Source organism: Pseudooceanicola nitratireducens (genome assembly GCF_900109195.1).
Classification (GTDB): Bacteria; Pseudomonadota; Alphaproteobacteria; order Rhodobacterales; family Rhodobacteraceae; genus Pseudooceanicola; species Pseudooceanicola nitratireducens.
Window position 1 is genome coordinate 499,927 of the sequence record NZ_FNZG01000002.1, and the last position, 17,129, is coordinate 517,055.

The window sequence follows — 17,129 nt, forward strand, 5'->3', positions numbered from 1 at the left end:
GGGACCATGGGCAAGTTTTGGCCTGCGATCAATGGTCAAGCTTGTGCGGGGACTTAATTTTCCTACATCTCAACAAGGTTTCCCGCACTCGCATCCTGTTCGGAAAGGTCGGAACATGACACGTTTTCTACGCACCGCTCCCCTGATGGCCCCCCTCTTTGCCCTGGCCGTGGTCGGGGGCACATCCGCGACCTGGGCCGAGGCCGCGACCGATCCGACCATGGATCAGTGCAAGGCGTCCGAGTACCAGACCCTGGTCGGTCAGCAGGTGTCTGCCGCGCTGGAGGCGGGGCTTGAGCCGGGGCCGGATGTGCGGATCTTCCAGTCCGGTGCCGTGCTGACGATGGATCAGCGGATGGACCGGCTGAACGTCGAATTCGACAGCCTGGACGAGATCATCGGGATCTATTGCGGCTGAGCGGCGCCGGCTGCGGCCCGCAGGGGCTGACGTCAGCCGCAGCGGGCCCGCGCAACTTCGGTTAGTCGCGATAGGGCTTGTGGCAACCGCCGCAGGCCCCGCCGATCCCGGCCATCCCGGCGGCCACGCCTTGCGGCGACGTGGGGTCCAGCGCCTCGGCAGCAGTGGTCAGGGCCACGGCGCGGGCGGCGAAATCGTCCCAGTTGTTCCAGATCGCGGGCCGAGCTTCGGATTTCGGATCCATGGCCTTTGTGGTGAACGAGGGCGCGACCTTCTTTGACAGGCGGATCAGGTCGCTGCGGGCGGCGCGGGCTTCGTCCGCGTCGTGGCTGGCGGGATGCTTGGCCATGCTGCCCAGGACACCGGTGGCCGCCTTGATCTGCTTCATGATCTGCATTCTTTCCTTCACCTTCGGATCCTTAACGCCGTCATGGGCAAGGCTGGCGGTGGCGGCGATCAGTGCTAGGGGCAAAGCGAGAGTCAGGCAAAGGCTGTGTCGGGGCATCGGGTGTCGGCTCCTTGGTCTGATGTCTGGGTTCGGGTCTGGGTCCGGGTCTGGGGCAGGATGACAGCTGGAGGATGGGCTGGCCAGCGGACTCGACTCTGGTTCACGGGAAGGTTAGATCTGGAACATATGGTGAACAAGCTCCGCCAATAGTCCCGCCAATAGTCCCGCCAATAGTACCCGTCCAAGGTTCCTGCCATGCCCCCGCCGTCCCGCCGGATCCTGTCGCTGTGGTTTCCCCGCCTTGGGGCGGAACGCCTGATCCGCCGGTTCCGCCTGGACCCGGAACAGCCCTTTGCCGTGGTCGCCACGCAGGGGGCGGCGCAGATGCTGCATTCGCTGTCGCCCGGGGCCTCGGCCGCGGGGCTTCAGCCGGGTCAGCCGCTGCGCGATGCCATGGCCATGTGCCCCGACCTGATGACCCGGCTGCGCAACCCCCAGGCCGAGGCCGGGTTCCTGGGCGTTCTGCGCAGATGGGCCGGGAAATATTCCCCCTGGGTCGGCGAGATGGGGGACGAGGGGCTGAGCCTGGACATCACCGGCTGCGCCCATCTGTTCGGAGGAGAGGACGGGCTGCTGGAAGCGATCGACGGCGATTGCGCCCACGCCGGGCTAAGCGTGCAGGCGGGGGTGGCAGATACGCTTGGCGGGGCCTGGGCGCTGGCGCGCTTTGCCGGGCGCGGCGTGGGCCATCACCGCAGCGGCGATGCCGTGGATCAAGAGGCGCGGGCGACCCGGTCGCGCGCGGCCAAGCGGCGGCACTGGGAACGCGGCGGGGCGGCCCCGGCGCTGCCTGCGGCCGCCCGCACCCAGGCCGGGATCGAGGCGCGGCGCATCGCCCCCCGGGATCAGCTGCGCGAGGTTCTGGGCCCGCTGCCGCTGGCCGCGCTGCGGCTGGATCCGGACGTGGTGGCACAGCTGTCGCGGCTGGGGGTGCGCCGGGTGTCCGAGCTGCTGGACCAGCCGCGCGCGCCGCTGTCGCGCCGCTTTGGTCCCGGGGTGGTGCTGCGGATCGACCAGGCCCTGGGGCAGGTGCCGGAACCGGTGTCGCCGGTGGCCGAGGCGCGGCCCTATGCGGTGCGCATGACGCTGCCCGATCCCATTGGCCTGGCCGAGGATGTGCTGGCCGGGCTGGACCGTCTGCTGCCCCGGCTGTGTGACACGGTGCACAAGGCCGGGCGCGGGGTGCGGCAGATCCGGCTTCAGGCCTTCCGCACCGATCACACGATGCAGTGGATCAGCGTCGGGCTGGCCCGGCCCTCGGCCGATCCTGAACGGATCCGCCCGCTGCTGGCGATGAAAGTCGATGATCTGGACGCAGGGCATGGCATCGACATGCTGCGGCTTGAGGCGGTGCAGACCGAACCGGTGTCCGCCCGCCAGCCGGTCGGCCATCTTGAGGCCGGGAAGATCATCGCGGATCGGCTGGCCGCGACCACGGCGCATGACGATCTGGTGGCGCGGATCGGGGCGCGCGTCGGGATGGATCAGATCACCCGCTGGCACCCGGCCTCGTCCCATATCCCGGAAAAGGCGGTGCAGGTCATGGCCGCCGCCTGGTCCGAGCCTGCGAAGGACTGGCCCGCGCCCCATGCGCCGCGCCCCCTGATGCTGTGGCGACCCGAACCGGTGATGGCCCCGGACAAGCCGCGCCTGACCGGGGGGCTGCGCTGGCGCGGGCGGGACTTCACGCCGCATGCCTGTGTCGGCCCGGAACGGATCGCCCCGGAATGGTGGCTGGACGATCCCGAATGGCGCAGCGGGGTGCGGGATTACTGGCGGGTCACGATGACCAGCGGGGAAAAGCTGTGGCTGTTCTATGCCCACGGGGGGGCGCTGTCCTCGGGGTGGTTCTGCCAGGGGCAGTTTGCCTGAGGTTCGGGGTGCGCGGGCGGCCCCCGCAAGGATCAGCCCCGCAACAGGGTCATCACCGTGTCGCCATAGGTCTTGTGTTCCAGCAGGGTGAAGCCCTCGGGCGGGTCCTGGGGCCCGCGTTCTTCCCAGACGATCAGCGCATCGGGGGCAATCCAGCCCTGGGCGCGGGCGGCGGCCAGCGCCTTGGGGCCAAGGTCCTTGCCATAGGGCGGATCGAGGAAGATCAGCTGCGCCGCATATTCCGCCGGGGGCAGCCGCAGGGCCGAGGCGCGGATGACGCGGGTCACGTCACGCAGGCCAAGGCTCGCGATATTCTCGGCCAGCAGCTTCTGCGCCACGCGGCCGTCGTCGACAAAGGTAACTTGGGCAGCACCACGCGACAGGGCCTCCAGCCCAAGCGCGCCGGTGCCGGCAAACAGATCCAGCACGCGGGCCCCGTCGATCGGATCGCCGAACCGCCCGCCCTCGAGCATCGAGAACAGGCTTTCGCGCACCCGATCCGAGGTGGGGCGCAGATGCGCGCCCGCATCGCCCTTGCCCAGGGCGGCCAGCCGCCGCCCCCGGAATGTGCCGCCGACGATCCGCATTCAGCGCAACAGGGTCTTCAGCTCGGTCGCCGGGTCGGCGATGGCATCGGGGTCGGGCGATTTGCCCGCCGCCAGCAGCCGCTTGGCGACCATGAAGCCGCGCGGATCGTTCATCGCATCGACGGCCAGCAGGGTGTCGCCGGCGTAGTACCAATGGGACCGGGCGTCTTCGACATGGCGGATCACCACGCGGTCATAGCCGGTGTTCAGTCCCGCGATCTGCAGTTTCATGTCGTATTGATCCGACCAGAACCAGGGTTCGGGCACGTAGTCCTTGGCGGCCCCCAGCATGTTGGCGGCGACGCATTCGGCCATGTCGATGGCGTTCGGCACCGATTCCAGCCGCAGACGGTCGCCGGTGTGACGCCCCTGATGCGGAAAGGACGCGCAATCGCCCGCCGCCCAGATGCCGGGGGCAGAGGTCTGGCCATGGGCATCCACCGCGATGCCGTTGTCGCAGGTCAGCCCGGCGGCCTCGGCCAGGCGGGTGTCGGGCAGGATGCCGGCACCGACGATGGCGAAATCCACGTCCAGCGTCGATCCATCCGACAGCTCGGCCCCGGTCACGCGGGCGTCGCCCAGCAGGCGGGTCAGGCCGGTGCCTTCGCGGATGGTCACCCCATGGGCGGCATGGAGATCGCGGAAGAAAGCCGAGGTTTCGGGCGCGGCGACACGTTGCAGGATGCGGTCGGCCATTTCGACCAGCGTGACCTTCAGCCCCTGTTTGGCGGCCACCGCCGCGGCCTCGAGCCCGATGTAGCCGCCGCCGACGATCAGCACGTGGCGACCGGGGCGGAACTCGGGCTCCATCCGGTCGACGTCGGCCAGGGTGCGGACGCAATGCACGCCCTCCAGCCGCCCGCCGATGGCCTCGGGCAGAAGCCGCGGGATAGATCCGGTGGTCAGGGCCAGCTGATCAAAGGCGATGGTGTCGTCCCCCAGCTGCAGGGTCTTGGCTGCCGGATCGATCGCGGTGACGGCTGCGCCGGTGCGCAGGGTGATGTCGCGTTCCGCGTAGAAGCTTTCGGGGCGCAGGAACAGGCGGTCGCGCGGCATGTCGCCCAGCAGATAGGCCTTGGACAGCGGCGGGCGTTGATAGGGCGGGGCGGTTTCGTCACCGATCAGGGTGATCTGGCCGTCAAACCCCAGCTCGCGCAGCTTGACCACCAGGGAAGATCCGGCCTGACCGGCCCCCACGATCACGAAATGAGACATCTCCTACCCCTCTTTTGCGCTGGCGGCTGCAAATGCGCGCGCTATCCTGCCGTTCGAGCCAATTGGATAACGAGAGGAACCTTCAATGGCAATTTCGAAAGGCGACCAGCTGCCCGACGCCACCCTGGTCGAACTGACCGACAAGGGCCCAGCCCAGATTTCGCTGAAAGAGCGTCTGGCCGGCCGCAACGTGGTGATCTTTGCGCTGCCCGGTGCCTATACCGGCACCTGCACCACCGCCCATGTGCCCAGCTTCATCCGCACCGCGGACCAGTTCCGCGACAAGGGCGTGGACGAAATCGTCTGCCTGTCGGTGAACGATCCCTTCGTGATGGGGGCCTGGGGCAAGGACACCGGTGCCGACAAGGCCGGCATCACGATGATGGGTGACCCGGACGCGGAATTTACCAAGGCCGTCGGCATGGATTTCTCGGCCCCGCCCGTGGGTCTGATCAACCGGTCCAAGCGCTATGCGATGTACGTTCAGGACGGCACGGTCAGCGTGATCCAGGCCGAGGAAAACCCCGGTCAGTGCGACATCTCGGGCGGCGAAGCGCTGCTGGATGCGATCTGATCTGCTGATTGGATTGTGATCCGGTCCCGGATCGGATCCGCTTTCCGATCCGTTTTCCGATACGAGGCCCGCAGGACTTCTGTCTCGCGGGCCTCAGGTCACTCTGGAAGCGACTATCCGACTTCCTGGAACCGATGTGCCTGTCCGAAGCTTCTGCTTCGCGAAGGCCGGTTCCGGTCAATCTGGACCCATCGACCCGAGCGAGCCGGGCCGACATAGGCGCACTATGCGAATCATCCTATTGCGGGTCAAGATTGTGTGGTTCAAGCTTTAACTCCCCCGAAATCTTTTGCAGGAAGATGAGCTGATTTTCGCTCTCGACCGCTTCTGAGAAGCCTTCGCGCACCTTTGCGACGGCCTGATCTGCGGTCAGACCCTGTTCGATCAGCATCAGCGCGGCCATCGTGCCCGACCGTCCGGCCCCGTGCTGGCAGCAGAAGGCCAGGGTGCCGCCGTCGCGGGGCAGCGTGTCGATCCCATCGGCCAGTCGGTGCCAGGCGGCAAGGATCGTGGCGTCGGGGGCGTGGTAATCGGGGATCGGCAGATAGGACAGGTTCAGCCCGGCCTGCGCGGCCCCGGCCTGAAGGAAGGCAAAGGCCCCTTCGGGCAGTTCCGCCTCTTCGGTCAGGACCACAAGCCGCGTGGCCCCTGCGCCCATTATGTCTGAAAGGGTCGCCTCTAGGTTGTGTGGGTCGAGATAGGGCTCTCCGTCGACGCCGGTGGCAAGGCCGGGGAAGCCGGACATGACACAGGCCCCGGTTTTGGGGCATGAGATCTTGGCGCGGAAAGAACTCTCACTGTCGCACATGGGATTTACCGTCTGTTCGTCCAAAGGTGACTTGGAAGGGAAGTTTCGTTTTGACGGGCCAGTTTGAATTGGCCATAGTCGGACCTGCTCTTCCTAGAGTAGATTTTACACATGTATACAGGCAATGCAAGTCGGAGGACGGATGCTCATTCGTAAGGACGGATCGGAGATCGCAGCCGAGTTGCGCAATCGCATCTGCATGATGCAGTCGGCGACAGAGACCATCACCCTGCACGAAGGCGCATTGGCCACCGAATTCGGCGTGTCCCGGACCCCGATCCGGCAGGTGTTGCAAAAGCTGGCCTATGAACGGCTGGTGGAAACGCGGTCGGGCGTGGGCACGATCGTGTCGCCGCTGAACCCGGACAATCGCGATCGCGACGTGCTTGTGCTGAAGGCGCTGTTCGAAGCCGCCGCGATCTGCGGGAGGGGAGAGGACGTGTCGCCCCTGTTGCGCGAAAGGCTGGTGGTGGCCGAGGCGATTTCGGAAGCGACCGACCCCAGCAAGGACAGCTATCTGGAACTGCGGGTGCAGCTTCTGGACCTGTCGGCCAGCGCGGTGGCCGATGACATCCTGTCCGACGCGCTGCGGGCGGCGCATTGGCGGCACATCCGCTGGCGCATGTCGGAAAACGCCTGGTCCGAGCCCGAGGCGCAGAATCGGTTGCACGACACGCTGGTCGCCTGCGTGGCGGCGGCGCGCAAGAACGATCTGGGCGGGGTCTACAAGGAACTGTCGGACCGCCTGGTCTGAGGGCTGCCTTCGCACGGCTCCCGCGACGTTTCCCCGCGACGGGACCCCTGGCCGTCGGCAACGGACCTGGCAAACGGGCCTTAGACCAGCGCGTCCATCTGTTGCGCCAGGCGCAGGTCCAGTTCCGTCAGACCATCCGCGTCATGGGTGGTCAGCCGCACCGTGACTTTGGAATAGACGTTCGACCATTCCGGGTGGTGATCCCATTTCTCGGCATAAAGCGCGGCACGGGTCATAAAGCCCATGGCCCCGACGAAATCGTCGAAACGGAAGGTGCGGGTGATGGCCTTGCGGCTGTCCTCCAGCGTCCAGCCGGTGGCGATCAGGGGGTTCAGTTGCGCATCAAGCTGGTCGTCGGGAATACGGGCGGGGCGGGTCATCACTCTTGCTCCTCGATCTGGTCGCGGCGGAAGGGGCCATAGCTGGTCAGGATCTCGATCTCCTCCTCGACGGCCTCGGCCTCGGCTTCGAGGTATTGCGCGATGGCGCGGGCAAAACCGGGATCGGCGACCCAATGCAGCGAATGGGTGGGGTGGGGCAGGTAGCCGCGCGCCAGCTTGTGTTCGCCCTGCGCCCCGGCCTCGACCCTTGCCTGGCCACGGGCGATGGCGGCGTCGATGGCCTGATAGTAGCACAGCTCGAAATGAAGGCAGGGGTGGTGTTCGGTGCAGCCCCAGTAGCGGCCATACATCGTGTCGCGCCCGATGAAGTTCAGCGCCCCCGCGACCGGCACGCCATCGCGTTCGGCCAGGACCAGCAGCACGTCGTCGCGCATGGTCTGCTGCACCTGGTCAAAGAAGGCGCGGGTCAGATAGGGCGTGCCCCATTTTCGGCTGCCGGTGTCCTGGTAGAAACGCCAGAAGTGGTCCCAATGGTCGGGCTGGATCTGATCGCCGGTCAGTGCGCGGATTTCACCGCCAAAGGCCTGCGCCTGCTGACGTTCCTTGCGGATGTTCTTGCGCTTGCGCGACGACAGAGAGGCGAGGAAATCGTCGAAACTGTCGTAGCCGTCGTTCAGCCAGTGGAACTGCTGGCTGGCGCGGTGCATCAGCCCCATGGCGCTGCCCGGGGCGACCTCTTGTTCGGCGCAGAAGGTGATGTGCAGCGATGACAGCCCGTGCTGTTCCGCGATCTGCACTGCCCCCTGCACCAGCGCGGACTGGCCCGCGGCCTCAAACCCCGGACGGGTCAGAAGGCGGCGGCCGGTGGCGGGTGTGAAGGGCACGGCGATCTGCAGCTTGGGGTAATAGCTGCCGCCCGCGTTCTCATAGGCATGCGCCCAGGAGTAGTCGAAGATGTATTCGCCCTGGCTGTGCCCCTTGGCATAAAGCGGCGCGGCGGCGATCATCTGGCCGTCGGCATGGGCGGTCAGGTAGCGCGGCTGCCAGCCGGTGCCGGGGCCGACCGACCCGCTTTGTTCCAGTGCCAGAAGGAAGCGGTGCGTGGTGAAGGGATCAAAGGGCGGGTCGCCGTCCACGGCCTCGGGGCAGGCGCAGGCATCCCAGTCGCTGGCCGCGATCCGGGTCAGGCTGTCATGCGCGTGAACTTCGATCACAGTCTCGGATCTGTCTTCTGCACCATCCATGGGATCAGAGTTGATGCATCCCCGCGCACATTCAAGCCGGGATCACCGCATCGTAGCCTTCGAAGGTCACATTGTCGGCAATGCGCCGCGCCTCGGCCTCTTCCCGGGCAGATCGGATGGTCCAGCACAGCACGGGCAGGCCCTTATCCTTCAGTCGCGCCACGTGGGGCGAATGCAGGTCGTTGCGGTCGTGGCTGATGAACTTTGCGCGCGACGCTTTGATGTCGGGCAGGGTGGCCAGGCGGTCGCGCCGGGCCTTGGGCACCAGCGGCCAGTCGGTGGCGTTGAAGTCGCAGGTGGTCAGGCCCACGGGCACGTCCGGGGCCAGGCCGCCGAAGACGCGCACGGAATTGGGGTTGAAGGACATCACGGCCACGTCGCCGCGATACCCCTTCAGCGCGGCGGCGGTGGCCTGTTCCAGCCGGCCCACGGCGGGGCCAAGCGCACCGTCCTGATCCTTGATCTCGATCAGCAGGGGGACGCGGCCCGCGACCTCTTGCAGGATCAGGTCCAGCGTCGGGATCGGATGGCTGCCGCCGGTCAGCGGGATCTGCACCAGATCCGCCGCCTTGCGCATCTGGACGGGCCCCCGTTCCCCGGTCAGCCGGGCCAGGTCGTAATCGTGAAAGACGATCGCCTCACCGTCCTGGGACAGCTGCAGGTCGATCTCGATCCCATATCCGGCGTCGACGGCGGCGCGCACCGCCTCGACCGAGTTTTCCGGCCGCCCTGCCTGAAGATCATGCAGGGCGCGATGCGCAATGGGCGTGGTCAGGAAGGCGGCCGGCAGGGTCATGCGTCGATTTCGAAGATGCCTTCGATCTCGACCGCGACGCCAAAGGGCAGGGCCGCAGCCGACACGGCCGAGCGGGAATGACGGCCCGCATCGCCCAGCACCTCGACCATCAGGTCGGAACAGCCGTTGACCACCTTGGGCTGGTCACCGAAATCGGCGGTGGAATTGACAAAGCCGGTCAGCTTGACGACGCGCTTCAGCCTGGACAGGTCGCCGCCCAGGGCCGATTTCACCTGCGCCAGCAGCGACAGCCCGCACAGTTTCGCGGCGGCAGCACCTTCTTCGGTGGTCATGCCGTCGCCCAGCACGCCCTTGATCAGACCATCGGCGTCCATGGACACCTGGCCCGAGACGAAGACCAGGTTGCCGCTGATCACAAAGGGCACGTAGTTGGCGGCGGGGGCGGGGCTGTCGGGCAGGGCAAGGCCCAGCTCGGCCAGGCGGGTTTCGATGGCGTTGGTCATGGCACGCTCCTTTTCAGAATTCGCCGCGACGCTATAGGGCGCAGCGGCGAATGCAAAGGGGCATCATGCTTCGCGGAAGGCCTTGGCGAAGTAGGTCATGAACGGCTCCATGAAATAGGCCATGGGGGTGCGTTCACGGGTCTTGATGAAGGCCTCGACCGGCATGCCGGGGATCAGGATCGACCCCTGGGGCAGCTTGGCCAGCTCACCTTCGTTCAGCTCGACCTCGGTCCGGTAGTAGGAGCGTCCGGTGGCCTCGTCCACGAAGGCGTCGGCCGAGATCTGCACCACATGGCCTTCCAGTTCCGGCGTCGTGCGCTGGTCAAAGGCAGAGAAACGCAGGGTAACCGGCTGATCCATGTGCAGTTGGTCGATGTGGATCGGTTCCACACGGGCGGCGATGATCAGCGGACGATCTTGCGGCACGATATAAAGCACCGGATCAGCAGGCCGCAGGACCGAGCGTTCGGCATAGACCTGAAGGCCATAGACCACGCCGCCCACGGGGGCGGTGACGTCCAGGCGGTTCAGCTGTTCCAGCAGGGCGCGGCGCTGTTCCTTCAATTCCAGCTCGCGGTATTGCAGGTCGCGCAGGCGGGTGATCGCCTCTTCCCGGCGGGTGGTGTCGAGCTTGAGGATCTCGATCTCGATCTCGGTGATGCGGCCTTCGGCCTGGGCGCGCTGAGCGCCCAATTCACCCATCGACCCGCTGAGGCTGGAGTTTTCGCGGCGCAGGGCCGACACGCGTGAGGCCTGGGCCAACCCGCGATCCAGCAGGGATTGCTGGTCGGCCAGTTCGTCCTGGATCAGTTCCAGCTGTTCCGACATGGCCTGACGCTGCGCGTCGATGCCTTCGATCTGGCTGTCGATCTGGCTGCTGCGTTTCTCAAGCTGTTCGATTTCCTTTTCCAGCGACTCGCGGCGGGCTTCGGCCAGGCGGGACTGCCCGTCCATCAGCTCGCGCGGTTCTTCGCGGGTGGCGGCGGCCTCGATCAGCAGGGGGTCGAATTCCAGCGTCTCGCGGCCGTCGCGTTCGGCCTCAAGCCGGCCACGGCGGGCCATCAGTTCGAACAGCTGCCCTTCGGCGATTGCCAGCTGCGACCGCAGCTGGGTGTCATCCAGACGGATCAGCAATTGTCCGGCTTCGACCCGGTCGCCTTCGTCCACGAGGATCTGGGTGACCACGCCGCCGTCAAGGTGTTGCACCACCTGGCGGTTGCGGTCGACCTCTAGCTGGCCCGAGGCGATGACGGCACCCGAGATCTTGGTGAAGACCGACCAGACGCCAAAGCCGCCGACCAGGGCAAAGATGGTCAGCGCGCCGACGATCAGGGGCGTCTTTGCGGACCAGGATTTGGAGGTTTCGTTGCTCATCTCAGACCGCCTTTGCCGCCTGCGCGGACCTGTTCGTGGTTCTGCAGCACCTGTTTCAGTACCTCGTCCCGCGGGCCAAAGGCTGCGCGGCTGCCGCCGTCCAGCATCAGGATGGTGTCGCATTCCTGGATCGCGGCCGGGCGGTGCGCCATGATGAGGCAGGATTTGCCCTCTTCCTTCATCTTGCGGATGGCGCGGTTCAGGGCCTGGCTGCCTTCGTTGTCGAGGTTGGAGTTCGGTTCGTCCAGCACAAGGATGACCGGATCGCCATACATGGCGCGGGCCAGGCCGATGCGCTGGATCTGACCGCCGGACAGCCGCCCGCCGGTGGAATCGATGCGGGTGTCGTAGCCGTCGGGCATCTTCAGGATCATTTCGTGGGCGTCGGCCTTTTTCGCGGCCTCGACCACGGCGGCGGCGTCAGGCTGCTCGGCCAGGCGGGCGATGTTGTCGGCGACGGTGCCTTCGAACAATTGCACCCGCTGCGGCAGATATCCGATGTAGCTGCCCAGGATGGCGGGGTCGTAATTGTCCAGTGCGGCCCCATCCAGGCGGACCTTGCCGCCGGCGGGACGCCAGACGCTGGTGATCGCACGGGCGAGGGTGGATTTGCCCGCCCCCGAGGCCCCGATGACACCCACGGCCTGGCCGGGTTCGACGGTGAAGGACAGCATCCGCAGCGAGGCGACGCTTTCGCCCGGCGGCACGATGGTCAGCTGCATGACCTCAAGCTTGGCCTTGGGTTTCGGCAGGGCGGTGCGCTGCGCCTCGGGCGGGGTTTCGCCCAGCAGGATCGCCAGCGAATGCCAGCCGCGCACGGCGCGCTGCACCACGGGCCACTGGCCGATGGCCAGTTCGATCGGGGCCAGGGCGCGGCCCATCAGGATCGACCCGGCGATCATCGCGCCCGGCGACATTTCGCCCAGCAGCACGAGATAGGCGCCAAGGCCCAGCATCGCGGACTGCAGGAACATGCGGAAGGTCTTGGTGGTCGAGCTGAAGCCGCCGGTCAGGTCCGAGGCCGAGATCTGCGTTTCAAGCGCGCGGTTGCGCAGTTTCTGCCAGCGGGTGAAGGCCGCGTCCCGCATCCCCATGGAGGTGACCATTTCGGATTCGGTGCGGATCTGTTCGGCCATCTTCTCGGACGAGATCATGGCGTGCATGGCTTCGTTCTGGGGTGTCTTGGTGGTGATCTGGTTGAAGATCGTGACGATGACCAGGAACCCGCCGCCCGCCAGCGCCAGGATGCCCAGCCAGGGGTGGAACAGCGCGATGCCGGCCAGGAAGAAGGGTGTCCAGGGGATGTCGAACATGGCGATCAGGGCCGGAGAGGACATCAGTTTTTGCACGCCTTCCAGGTCGCGCAGGCCGGTCTGGGATACCTCGTCGGGCTTGATCGCGGCGCGGCGCACCACGGCGTCAAAGACCCGCCGGTCCAGCCGGGACTGGAACCGGGCCGCAGCGCGCGACATCACGCGGTTTCGCACCAGTTCAAGCAGCCCCATGATCAGGAACAGGAAGGCGACGATCAGCGACAGGCCGATCAGCGTTTCCACCGACCCCGATCCCAGCACGCGGTCATAGACCTGCAGCATGTAGATCGGGCCGGTCAGCATCAGCAGGTTGGAAAAGACGCTGAATATCCCGACGGCCCAGTAAAGCGACCGGTTGGACCGCCGCGCTGCGCGCAGTTCGGCATAGCCCGCCTGGGTTTTCTGACTGATCATTTAATTGTCCAATGCTCGCCCATATTGTTTACCAAAAGCTCTAGCCCGCGGGTTATGCCGTGTAAATCAAAGCTTTTGGCCTTTAGATCACAATTCCGGCCTGTGCCGGTTGCCGCTATGGTATCGCGTGGATACCAATGTTAAGCCCCGTTTTAGCCAGTCACCTTTGGTGTGTAGCATGAAAGTTTCTTTCAAATCCTTTATCCTTCGCGGTGTTCTTGTCGGCGCGGTGCTGGGGCTTGCCGCCTGTGCGCCCCGACCGACCGAGACCGGCATCAACGACCCGTGGGAGGCCGCGAACCGCCGCACCCATGCCTTCAACAAGTCGCTGGACCGGGCCGTTCTGCGCCCGCTTGGGCGCGGTCTGGCCAGGGACGGGTCTGATCCCCTGATGGCAACTGTCGGAAATGTCGCCGGAAACCTCGCCACGCCCGGTCTGGTCGTGAACAACCTGCTGCAGGCCGACGGCAAGGGTGCGGTCACGAATACCGCCCGCTTCCTGCTAAATTCGACCCTTGGCTTTGCCGGGCTATTCGACGTGGCAACCATGGCCGGCATCTACGAAGCCGACACCGATTTTGGCGAGACGCTGCATGTCTGGGGGGCCTCGGAAGGCGCCTATGTGGAGCTTCCGGTCTTCGGCCCCTCGACCGAGAGGGATGCGCTTGGCCGTGTGGTCGACATGTTTACCAACCCGCTGAGCCACGTCCTGGACAAGCCCGAAAAATACGTGGCACCTGTGGCAAGCGTGACATCAAAGCTCGCCGATCGGGGGAAATACGCGCAAACGGTGGATTCCGTCCTATATGACTCGGCGGACAGCTACGCGCAAAGCCGCTCGACCTACCTGCAGAACCGCCGGTACGAGTTGGGGGGCGATGTCGCATCTGACCCCTATGGCGATCCTTACGGTGCCGATCCTTACGATGACCCCTATGCAGCAGGTGATCCCTATGACGACCCCTATGCGCAATAAGACCTCTCGCCGTGCCGTTCTGGCCGGGATCTCGGCGCTTGCGGTGGCCCCGCTGCCCGCACTGGCCCTGAGCGAGGGCGAGGCCCGTGCGCTGGTCGACAAACTGGTGGCCGAAATCAACCGGGTGATCGACCGGGGCGGATCGCTGAACGGCATGATCGCCGCCTTCGAGAAGATCTTTGCCCGCTATGCCGACGTGCCGATCATCGCGCAATCGACGCTTGGCCCCGATGCCCGCCGCGCCAGCCCGGCGCAGATGCGCGCCTTCATCGAAGCCTTCCGCGGCTATATCTCGCGCAAGTACGGCAAGCGGTTCCAGGAATTCGTCGGCGGTCGCATCGAGGTCAACGGCGTGCGTCAGGTGAAGACCTGGCAAGAGGTCATCGGCACCGTCTACCTGCGCGGCGAAAAGCCGTTCGAGGTGAAGTTCCTGATCTCGGACCGGTCGGGGCAGGATCTGCTGTTCGACATGGTGATCGAGGGGATTTCCATGCGCCTGTCCGAAAAGACCGAGATCGGCGCCATGCTGGACCGCAACCGGGGAAATATCGACGCCCTGATCGCGGATCTGCGCACGGCGGGGTAAGGTTCGGGCCGGTCAGGCCATCACCTCACCGACATTGAAAAAGCCCGGCGGTGTCGCCGGGCTTTTTTGTTTTGGTCTAGTTGCGGATGCCGAAGAGGTTGCGCAGCAACCGTTCGATCGGGTCCTGGCGCTGCGGTTGCTGACCCTGGTTGCCGTTGGTAAAGCCCGGCGCATCGGCGGGGCGTTCGGGGCGGGCCATGGGAAGAGGGCGCGGCTCGACGCCCTCGTGTACGCGGACCATGACCTCGTGCCAGATCTCGGCCGGAAGGCCCGATCCGGTCACCCCGGTCAGGGGCGTGTTGTCGTCATAGCCCATCCAGACACCGGCCACGTAATCGGCGGTAAAGCCGATGAACCAGGCGTCCCGCGCCGCCGAGGTGGTGCCCGTCTTGCCCGCCGCCTGGTGGTTGGGCAGGGCCGCACGGCCACCGGTGCCCTGGGTGACGACATTGTTCATCATCCAGATCAGTTCGCGCGCGGCGGCTTCGCGGATGACCCGTTCGCCAATGCCGCCGGTGGCGTCCATCAGCGGCTCGGACTGGCCCTGAAGCCGCAGTTCAACCAGGCCGTAGGGCGTGACCGAAGACCCGCCGTTGAGGATGCCGGCATAGGCGCCGGTCATCTCGATCAGGGTGGATTCCGATGCGCCAAGCGCCAGGGCGGGGCCCTGCGCCAGGTCGGACTGGATGCCGAAATCGGCGGCGATCTTGCGCACGTTCTCAAGCCCGACGCTTTCGGCGATCCGCACGGCGGGGATGTTCAGCGATCCCTGCAAGGCCTGCGCCATGGTCACGGTGCCGCGGAACTTGCGGTCGTAGTTGTCCGGCGACCAGGGGCCGGATCCGGGAATATTGATCGTCAGCGGCGTATCTTCGACGGTGTCGTACCAGTGATAGCCCAGTTCCAGCGCGGTGGCGTAGACAAAGGGCTTGAAGGCCGATCCGGTCTGGCGCAGCGCCTGGGTGGCCCGGTTGAACGCGCCCGAGACCTTGGTGCGGCGTCCGCCGACCATGGCGCGCACAGCGCCATCGGCGCTCATCACCACGACGGCGGCCTGGGCCTTGGACCCTTCCTTCACCTTGTTCTCGAAGATCGCCTTCATGCCGTCTTCGGCGGCCTTCTGAAGCCGCTGGTCCAGGGTGGTGCGGATCACCACGTCCTCGGTGGTCTTGCGGGTCAGGTATTCCGGCCCCGAGGACATCACCCAATCGGCGAAGTAGCCGCCGGCCTTGGCCTCGGCGGCCTCGGACAGTTCGGCCGGGTTGGCGATGGCGGCGTCGGCCTGGGCGGCGGTCAGGTAGTCCTGTTCCTCCATCAGGCGCACGATCACCCCGGCGCGGTTCTGCGACCGCGCCAGATCGGCGGTCGGCGCATAGCGCGTGGGCGCGACCAGAAGACCGGCCAGCATCGCGGCCTCTGCCGGGGTCACGTCGGCGGCGGATTTGCCGAAATAGCGCTGGCTTGCGGCCTCGAACCCACGGGCACCGGCCCCCAGGAAGGCGCGGTTCATGTAGATGGTCAGGATCTCGTCCTTGGAATAGGCGGTCTCCAGCCCCATGGCATAGATGGCTTCGCGGATCTTCCGCCACAGGGTCGTCTGGCGGCAGTCCGATTCATAGGCGGTTTCGTTGTCCCAGAGGTCCGGGTCATAGGGATCGCCCAGGCACAGCAGCTTGGCGGTCTGCTGGGTGATGGTCGACCCGCCGTGCCCGGACAGCGGCCCGCGCCCTTCGCGCAGGTTGATGCGGATCGCACTGGCGATGCCGCGCGGCGAGATGCCGAAATGGCTGTAAAAGCGTTTGTCCTCGGTCGCGACGATGGCGTTCTTGAGGTGGGGCGACACGGTTTCCGCCGTCACCACGCCGCCGAACTGGTCGCCGCGCCAGGCAAAGACCTGGCCTTCGCGGTCCAGCATGGTCACCGACCCGCGCGCCCGTCCGTCTAGCTGCGCTTCAAGCGGCGGCATGGTCGAGGCGGAATAGGCCACGGCCAGGGCGATGATCAGCACGATCACCAGCGACAGCCGCCAGGCCATCCCGAAAACCAGGCGGAAGATCCAGCGGATGAAGGCGGTCAGAAGCCCCAGGGGGCCGCGCGGACGTCTGGGGGCGGGGCTGCGCCGGCGGGACTTGGATCCACCGCGCCCGGACGAGGCCTTGCGGCCCCCTCCGGTCCTGGACTTGCCCTTGGCAGGCCCCTTGCCCTTGCCGCCGGCAAAGCGGCGGTCCGCCACCAATGGCGGCTTGCGACGTCCTGAATCACTCATTGAATGCTGCCCGGTCCCGGTTCTTTTGGTCAGATATACGCGCTGAGACGTCAGATGTTGAGCGCTTTGCGAAGATTTGATCGTTCTTCGCTTGCCTGAAAATTGTGCACCTGCGGCGTGATGCCTGAATATTGTGCAGATTCCCAGATCACCGGAACCGATTCCGCCCGTTTACCTTCCGATAACCGCCCTGCGCCGCATTAGCTGTCCCTGCCAAAGGCGGGGTTCGCGCCCCGAGATACGGAAGGGAAAATCAGTGAAACTCATCATTGCAACAATCAAGCCGTTCAAGCTCGAGGAGGTCCGCGAGGCGCTGACCGAAATCGGCGTGCGCGGCATGATGGTGACCGAAATCAAAGGGTTCGGATCTCAGTCGGGACATACCGAGATCTACCGTGGCGCAGAATATGCCGTGAATTTCGTGCCCAAGATCAAGCTTGAGATCGCCGTGGCGGCCGAAATGGCCGACCAGGTCGTCGAGACGATCACCAACACCGCCAAGACCGGCAAGATCGGCGACGGCAAGATCTTCGTGCTGGATATCCAGCAGGCGGTCCGTGTGCGGACCGGCGAAACCAATTCGGACGCGCTGTAAGGCCTGCGGACAGGGAAAGGAATC

The 17,129-nt window shown here is 65.9% G+C and carries 18 protein-coding genes; 7 read left to right on the forward strand and 11 right to left on the reverse strand.

Annotated elements, in window-relative coordinates; all coding sequences use genetic code 11:
* The first annotated feature begins 115 nt into the window (after window positions 1-115).
* Window positions 116-418 (forward strand): I78 family peptidase inhibitor, encoded by a 303-nt coding sequence (locus BMX99_RS19640; RefSeq protein WP_170848682.1) that lies wholly within the window; start codon window positions 116-118, stop codon window positions 416-418.
* Window positions 419-479: 61 nt separating this feature from the next.
* Here BMX99_RS19640 and BMX99_RS08315 read toward each other — a convergent pair whose 3' ends face one another.
* Window positions 480-890, reverse strand: a complete 411-nt coding sequence (locus BMX99_RS08315) for a c-type cytochrome (protein ID WP_170848683.1) — start codon at window positions 888-890, stop codon at window positions 480-482.
* 231 nt (window positions 891-1,121) lie between these two features.
* Between BMX99_RS08315 and BMX99_RS08320 the strand changes: the two genes are divergently transcribed.
* The gene (locus BMX99_RS08320; RefSeq protein WP_093449967.1) at window positions 1,122-2,798 is read left to right on the forward strand and encodes a Y-family DNA polymerase; all 1,677 of its coding nucleotides are present in this window, start codon (window positions 1,122-1,124) and stop codon (window positions 2,796-2,798) included.
* A gap of 32 nt (window positions 2,799-2,830) precedes the next feature.
* On the opposite strand, the gene rsmD is transcribed toward BMX99_RS08320, so the two are convergent.
* Window positions 2,831-3,385, reverse strand: coding sequence for a 16S rRNA (guanine(966)-N(2))-methyltransferase RsmD (rsmD, locus tag BMX99_RS08325; protein ID WP_093449970.1), 555 nt, complete (start codon window positions 3,383-3,385; stop codon window positions 2,831-2,833).
* Window positions 3,386-4,600 carry an NAD(P)/FAD-dependent oxidoreductase gene (locus BMX99_RS08330; protein WP_093449973.1) on the reverse strand — a complete coding sequence of 405 codons (1,215 nt, stop codon included), beginning with the start codon at window positions 4,598-4,600 and terminating at the stop codon, window positions 3,386-3,388.
* Window positions 4,601-4,685: 85 nt separating this feature from the next.
* Between BMX99_RS08330 and BMX99_RS08335 the strand changes: the two genes are divergently transcribed.
* On the forward strand, window positions 4,686-5,174 hold the full coding sequence (locus BMX99_RS08335) for a peroxiredoxin (protein ID WP_093449976.1): 489 nt from the start codon (window positions 4,686-4,688) through the stop codon (window positions 5,172-5,174).
* Window positions 5,175-5,412: 238 nt separating this feature from the next.
* Here the strand turns inward: BMX99_RS08335 and BMX99_RS08340 are convergent, their stop codons facing one another.
* Window positions 5,413-5,919 carry a protein-tyrosine phosphatase family protein gene (locus tag BMX99_RS08340; protein ID WP_093449979.1) on the reverse strand — a complete coding sequence of 169 codons (507 nt, stop codon included), beginning with the start codon at window positions 5,917-5,919 and terminating at the stop codon, window positions 5,413-5,415.
* 205 nt (window positions 5,920-6,124) lie between these two features.
* On the opposite strand from BMX99_RS08340, the gene BMX99_RS08345 reads away from it, so the two are divergent.
* On the forward strand, window positions 6,125-6,736 hold the full coding sequence (locus tag BMX99_RS08345) for a GntR family transcriptional regulator (RefSeq protein ID WP_212632859.1): 612 nt from the start codon (window positions 6,125-6,127) through the stop codon (window positions 6,734-6,736).
* Between the two features lie 80 nt (window positions 6,737-6,816).
* Here the strand turns inward: BMX99_RS08345 and BMX99_RS08350 are convergent, their stop codons facing one another.
* The 6 genes from BMX99_RS08350 to BMX99_RS08375 all read right to left on the reverse strand — a co-directional run bounded on the left by BMX99_RS08350 (window position 6,817) and on the right by BMX99_RS08375 (window position 12,682).
* Window positions 6,817-7,116, reverse strand: coding sequence for a 4a-hydroxytetrahydrobiopterin dehydratase (locus BMX99_RS08350; RefSeq protein ID WP_093449983.1), 300 nt, complete (start codon window positions 7,114-7,116; stop codon window positions 6,817-6,819).
* Window positions 7,116-8,321 carry a GNAT family N-acetyltransferase gene (locus tag BMX99_RS08355; protein WP_093449986.1) on the reverse strand — a complete coding sequence of 402 codons (1,206 nt, stop codon included), beginning with the start codon at window positions 8,319-8,321 and terminating at the stop codon, window positions 7,116-7,118. Before BMX99_RS08355 ends, BMX99_RS08350 begins: the two co-directional genes overlap by 1 nt.
* 31 nt (window positions 8,322-8,352) lie before the next feature.
* Window positions 8,353-9,117: a glycerophosphodiester phosphodiesterase family protein gene (locus tag BMX99_RS08360; protein ID WP_093449989.1), complete on the reverse strand. Its 765-nt coding sequence runs from the start codon at window positions 9,115-9,117 to the stop codon at window positions 8,353-8,355.
* Entirely contained in the window at window positions 9,114-9,581 is a 468-nt protein-coding gene (locus BMX99_RS08365; protein ID WP_093449992.1) for a RidA family protein, read from the reverse strand. The genes BMX99_RS08360 and BMX99_RS08365 overlap by 4 nt, the downstream gene beginning before the upstream one ends.
* Window positions 9,582-9,644: 63 nt before the next feature.
* Window positions 9,645-10,955, reverse strand: coding sequence for an HlyD family type I secretion periplasmic adaptor subunit (locus BMX99_RS08370; RefSeq protein WP_093449995.1), 1,311 nt, complete (start codon window positions 10,953-10,955; stop codon window positions 9,645-9,647).
* A complete protein-coding gene (locus BMX99_RS08375) occupies window positions 10,952-12,682 on the reverse strand; it encodes a type I secretion system permease/ATPase (protein WP_093449998.1) in 1,731 nt (576 codons plus the stop codon). The genes BMX99_RS08370 and BMX99_RS08375 overlap by 4 nt, the downstream gene beginning before the upstream one ends.
* A gap of 178 nt (window positions 12,683-12,860) precedes the next feature.
* On the opposite strand from BMX99_RS08375, the gene BMX99_RS08380 reads away from it, so the two are divergent.
* On the forward strand, window positions 12,861-13,658 hold the full coding sequence (locus BMX99_RS08380; protein WP_093450002.1) for an MlaA family lipoprotein: 798 nt from the start codon (window positions 12,861-12,863) through the stop codon (window positions 13,656-13,658).
* Window positions 13,636-14,244, forward strand: coding sequence for an MlaC/ttg2D family ABC transporter substrate-binding protein (locus BMX99_RS08385; protein ID WP_093450005.1), 609 nt, complete (start codon window positions 13,636-13,638; stop codon window positions 14,242-14,244). The genes BMX99_RS08380 and BMX99_RS08385 overlap by 23 nt, the downstream gene beginning before the upstream one ends.
* A gap of 76 nt (window positions 14,245-14,320) precedes the next feature.
* Here BMX99_RS08385 and BMX99_RS08390 read toward each other — a convergent pair whose 3' ends face one another.
* Window positions 14,321-16,510, reverse strand: coding sequence for a transglycosylase domain-containing protein (locus BMX99_RS08390; protein ID WP_093450008.1), 2,190 nt, complete (start codon window positions 16,508-16,510; stop codon window positions 14,321-14,323).
* Between the two features lie 256 nt (window positions 16,511-16,766).
* Between BMX99_RS08390 and BMX99_RS08395 the strand changes: the two genes are divergently transcribed.
* On the forward strand, window positions 16,767-17,105 hold the full coding sequence (locus BMX99_RS08395; RefSeq protein WP_093450012.1) for a P-II family nitrogen regulator: 339 nt from the start codon (window positions 16,767-16,769) through the stop codon (window positions 17,103-17,105).
* Window positions 17,106-17,129: the final 24 nt, after the last annotated feature.

What these genes read in the sequence shown, in the direction of transcription:
- BMX99_RS08360 (WP_093449989.1), bottom strand. Translation starts at nt 9,117, where the DNA reads ATGACCCTGCCGGCCGCCTTCCTGACCACGCCCATTGCGCATCGCGCC.
- BMX99_RS08350 (WP_093449983.1), bottom strand. Translation starts at nt 7,116, where the DNA reads ATGACCCGCCCCGCCCGTATTCCCGACGACCAGCTTGATGCGCAACTG.
- BMX99_RS08345 (WP_212632859.1), top strand. Translation starts at nt 6,125, where the DNA reads ATGCTCATTCGTAAGGACGGATCGGAGATCGCAGCCGAGTTGCGCAAT.
- BMX99_RS08365 (WP_093449992.1), bottom strand. Translation starts at nt 9,581, where the DNA reads ATGACCAACGCCATCGAAACCCGCCTGGCCGAGCTGGGCCTTGCCCTG.
- BMX99_RS19640 (WP_170848682.1), top strand. Translation starts at nt 116, where the DNA reads ATGACACGTTTTCTACGCACCGCTCCCCTGATGGCCCCCCTCTTTGCC.
- BMX99_RS08385 (WP_093450005.1), top strand. Translation starts at nt 13,636, where the DNA reads ATGACGACCCCTATGCGCAATAAGACCTCTCGCCGTGCCGTTCTGGCC.
- BMX99_RS08355 (WP_093449986.1), bottom strand. Translation starts at nt 8,321, where the DNA reads ATGGATGGTGCAGAAGACAGATCCGAGACTGTGATCGAAGTTCACGCG.
- BMX99_RS08370 (WP_093449995.1), bottom strand. Translation starts at nt 10,955, where the DNA reads ATGAGCAACGAAACCTCCAAATCCTGGTCCGCAAAGACGCCCCTGATC.
- BMX99_RS08320 (WP_093449967.1), top strand. Translation starts at nt 1,122, where the DNA reads ATGCCCCCGCCGTCCCGCCGGATCCTGTCGCTGTGGTTTCCCCGCCTT.
- BMX99_RS08390 (WP_093450008.1), bottom strand. Translation starts at nt 16,510, where the DNA reads ATGAGTGATTCAGGACGTCGCAAGCCGCCATTGGTGGCGGACCGCCGC.
- BMX99_RS08340 (WP_093449979.1), bottom strand. Translation starts at nt 5,919, where the DNA reads ATGTCCGGCTTCCCCGGCCTTGCCACCGGCGTCGACGGAGAGCCCTAT.
- BMX99_RS08335 (WP_093449976.1), top strand. Translation starts at nt 4,686, where the DNA reads ATGGCAATTTCGAAAGGCGACCAGCTGCCCGACGCCACCCTGGTCGAA.
- rsmD (WP_093449970.1), bottom strand. Translation starts at nt 3,385, where the DNA reads ATGCGGATCGTCGGCGGCACATTCCGGGGGCGGCGGCTGGCCGCCCTG.
- BMX99_RS08380 (WP_093450002.1), top strand. Translation starts at nt 12,861, where the DNA reads ATGAAAGTTTCTTTCAAATCCTTTATCCTTCGCGGTGTTCTTGTCGGC.
- BMX99_RS08375 (WP_093449998.1), bottom strand. Translation starts at nt 12,682, where the DNA reads ATGATCAGTCAGAAAACCCAGGCGGGCTATGCCGAACTGCGCGCAGCG.
- BMX99_RS08330 (WP_093449973.1), bottom strand. Translation starts at nt 4,600, where the DNA reads ATGTCTCATTTCGTGATCGTGGGGGCCGGTCAGGCCGGATCTTCCCTG.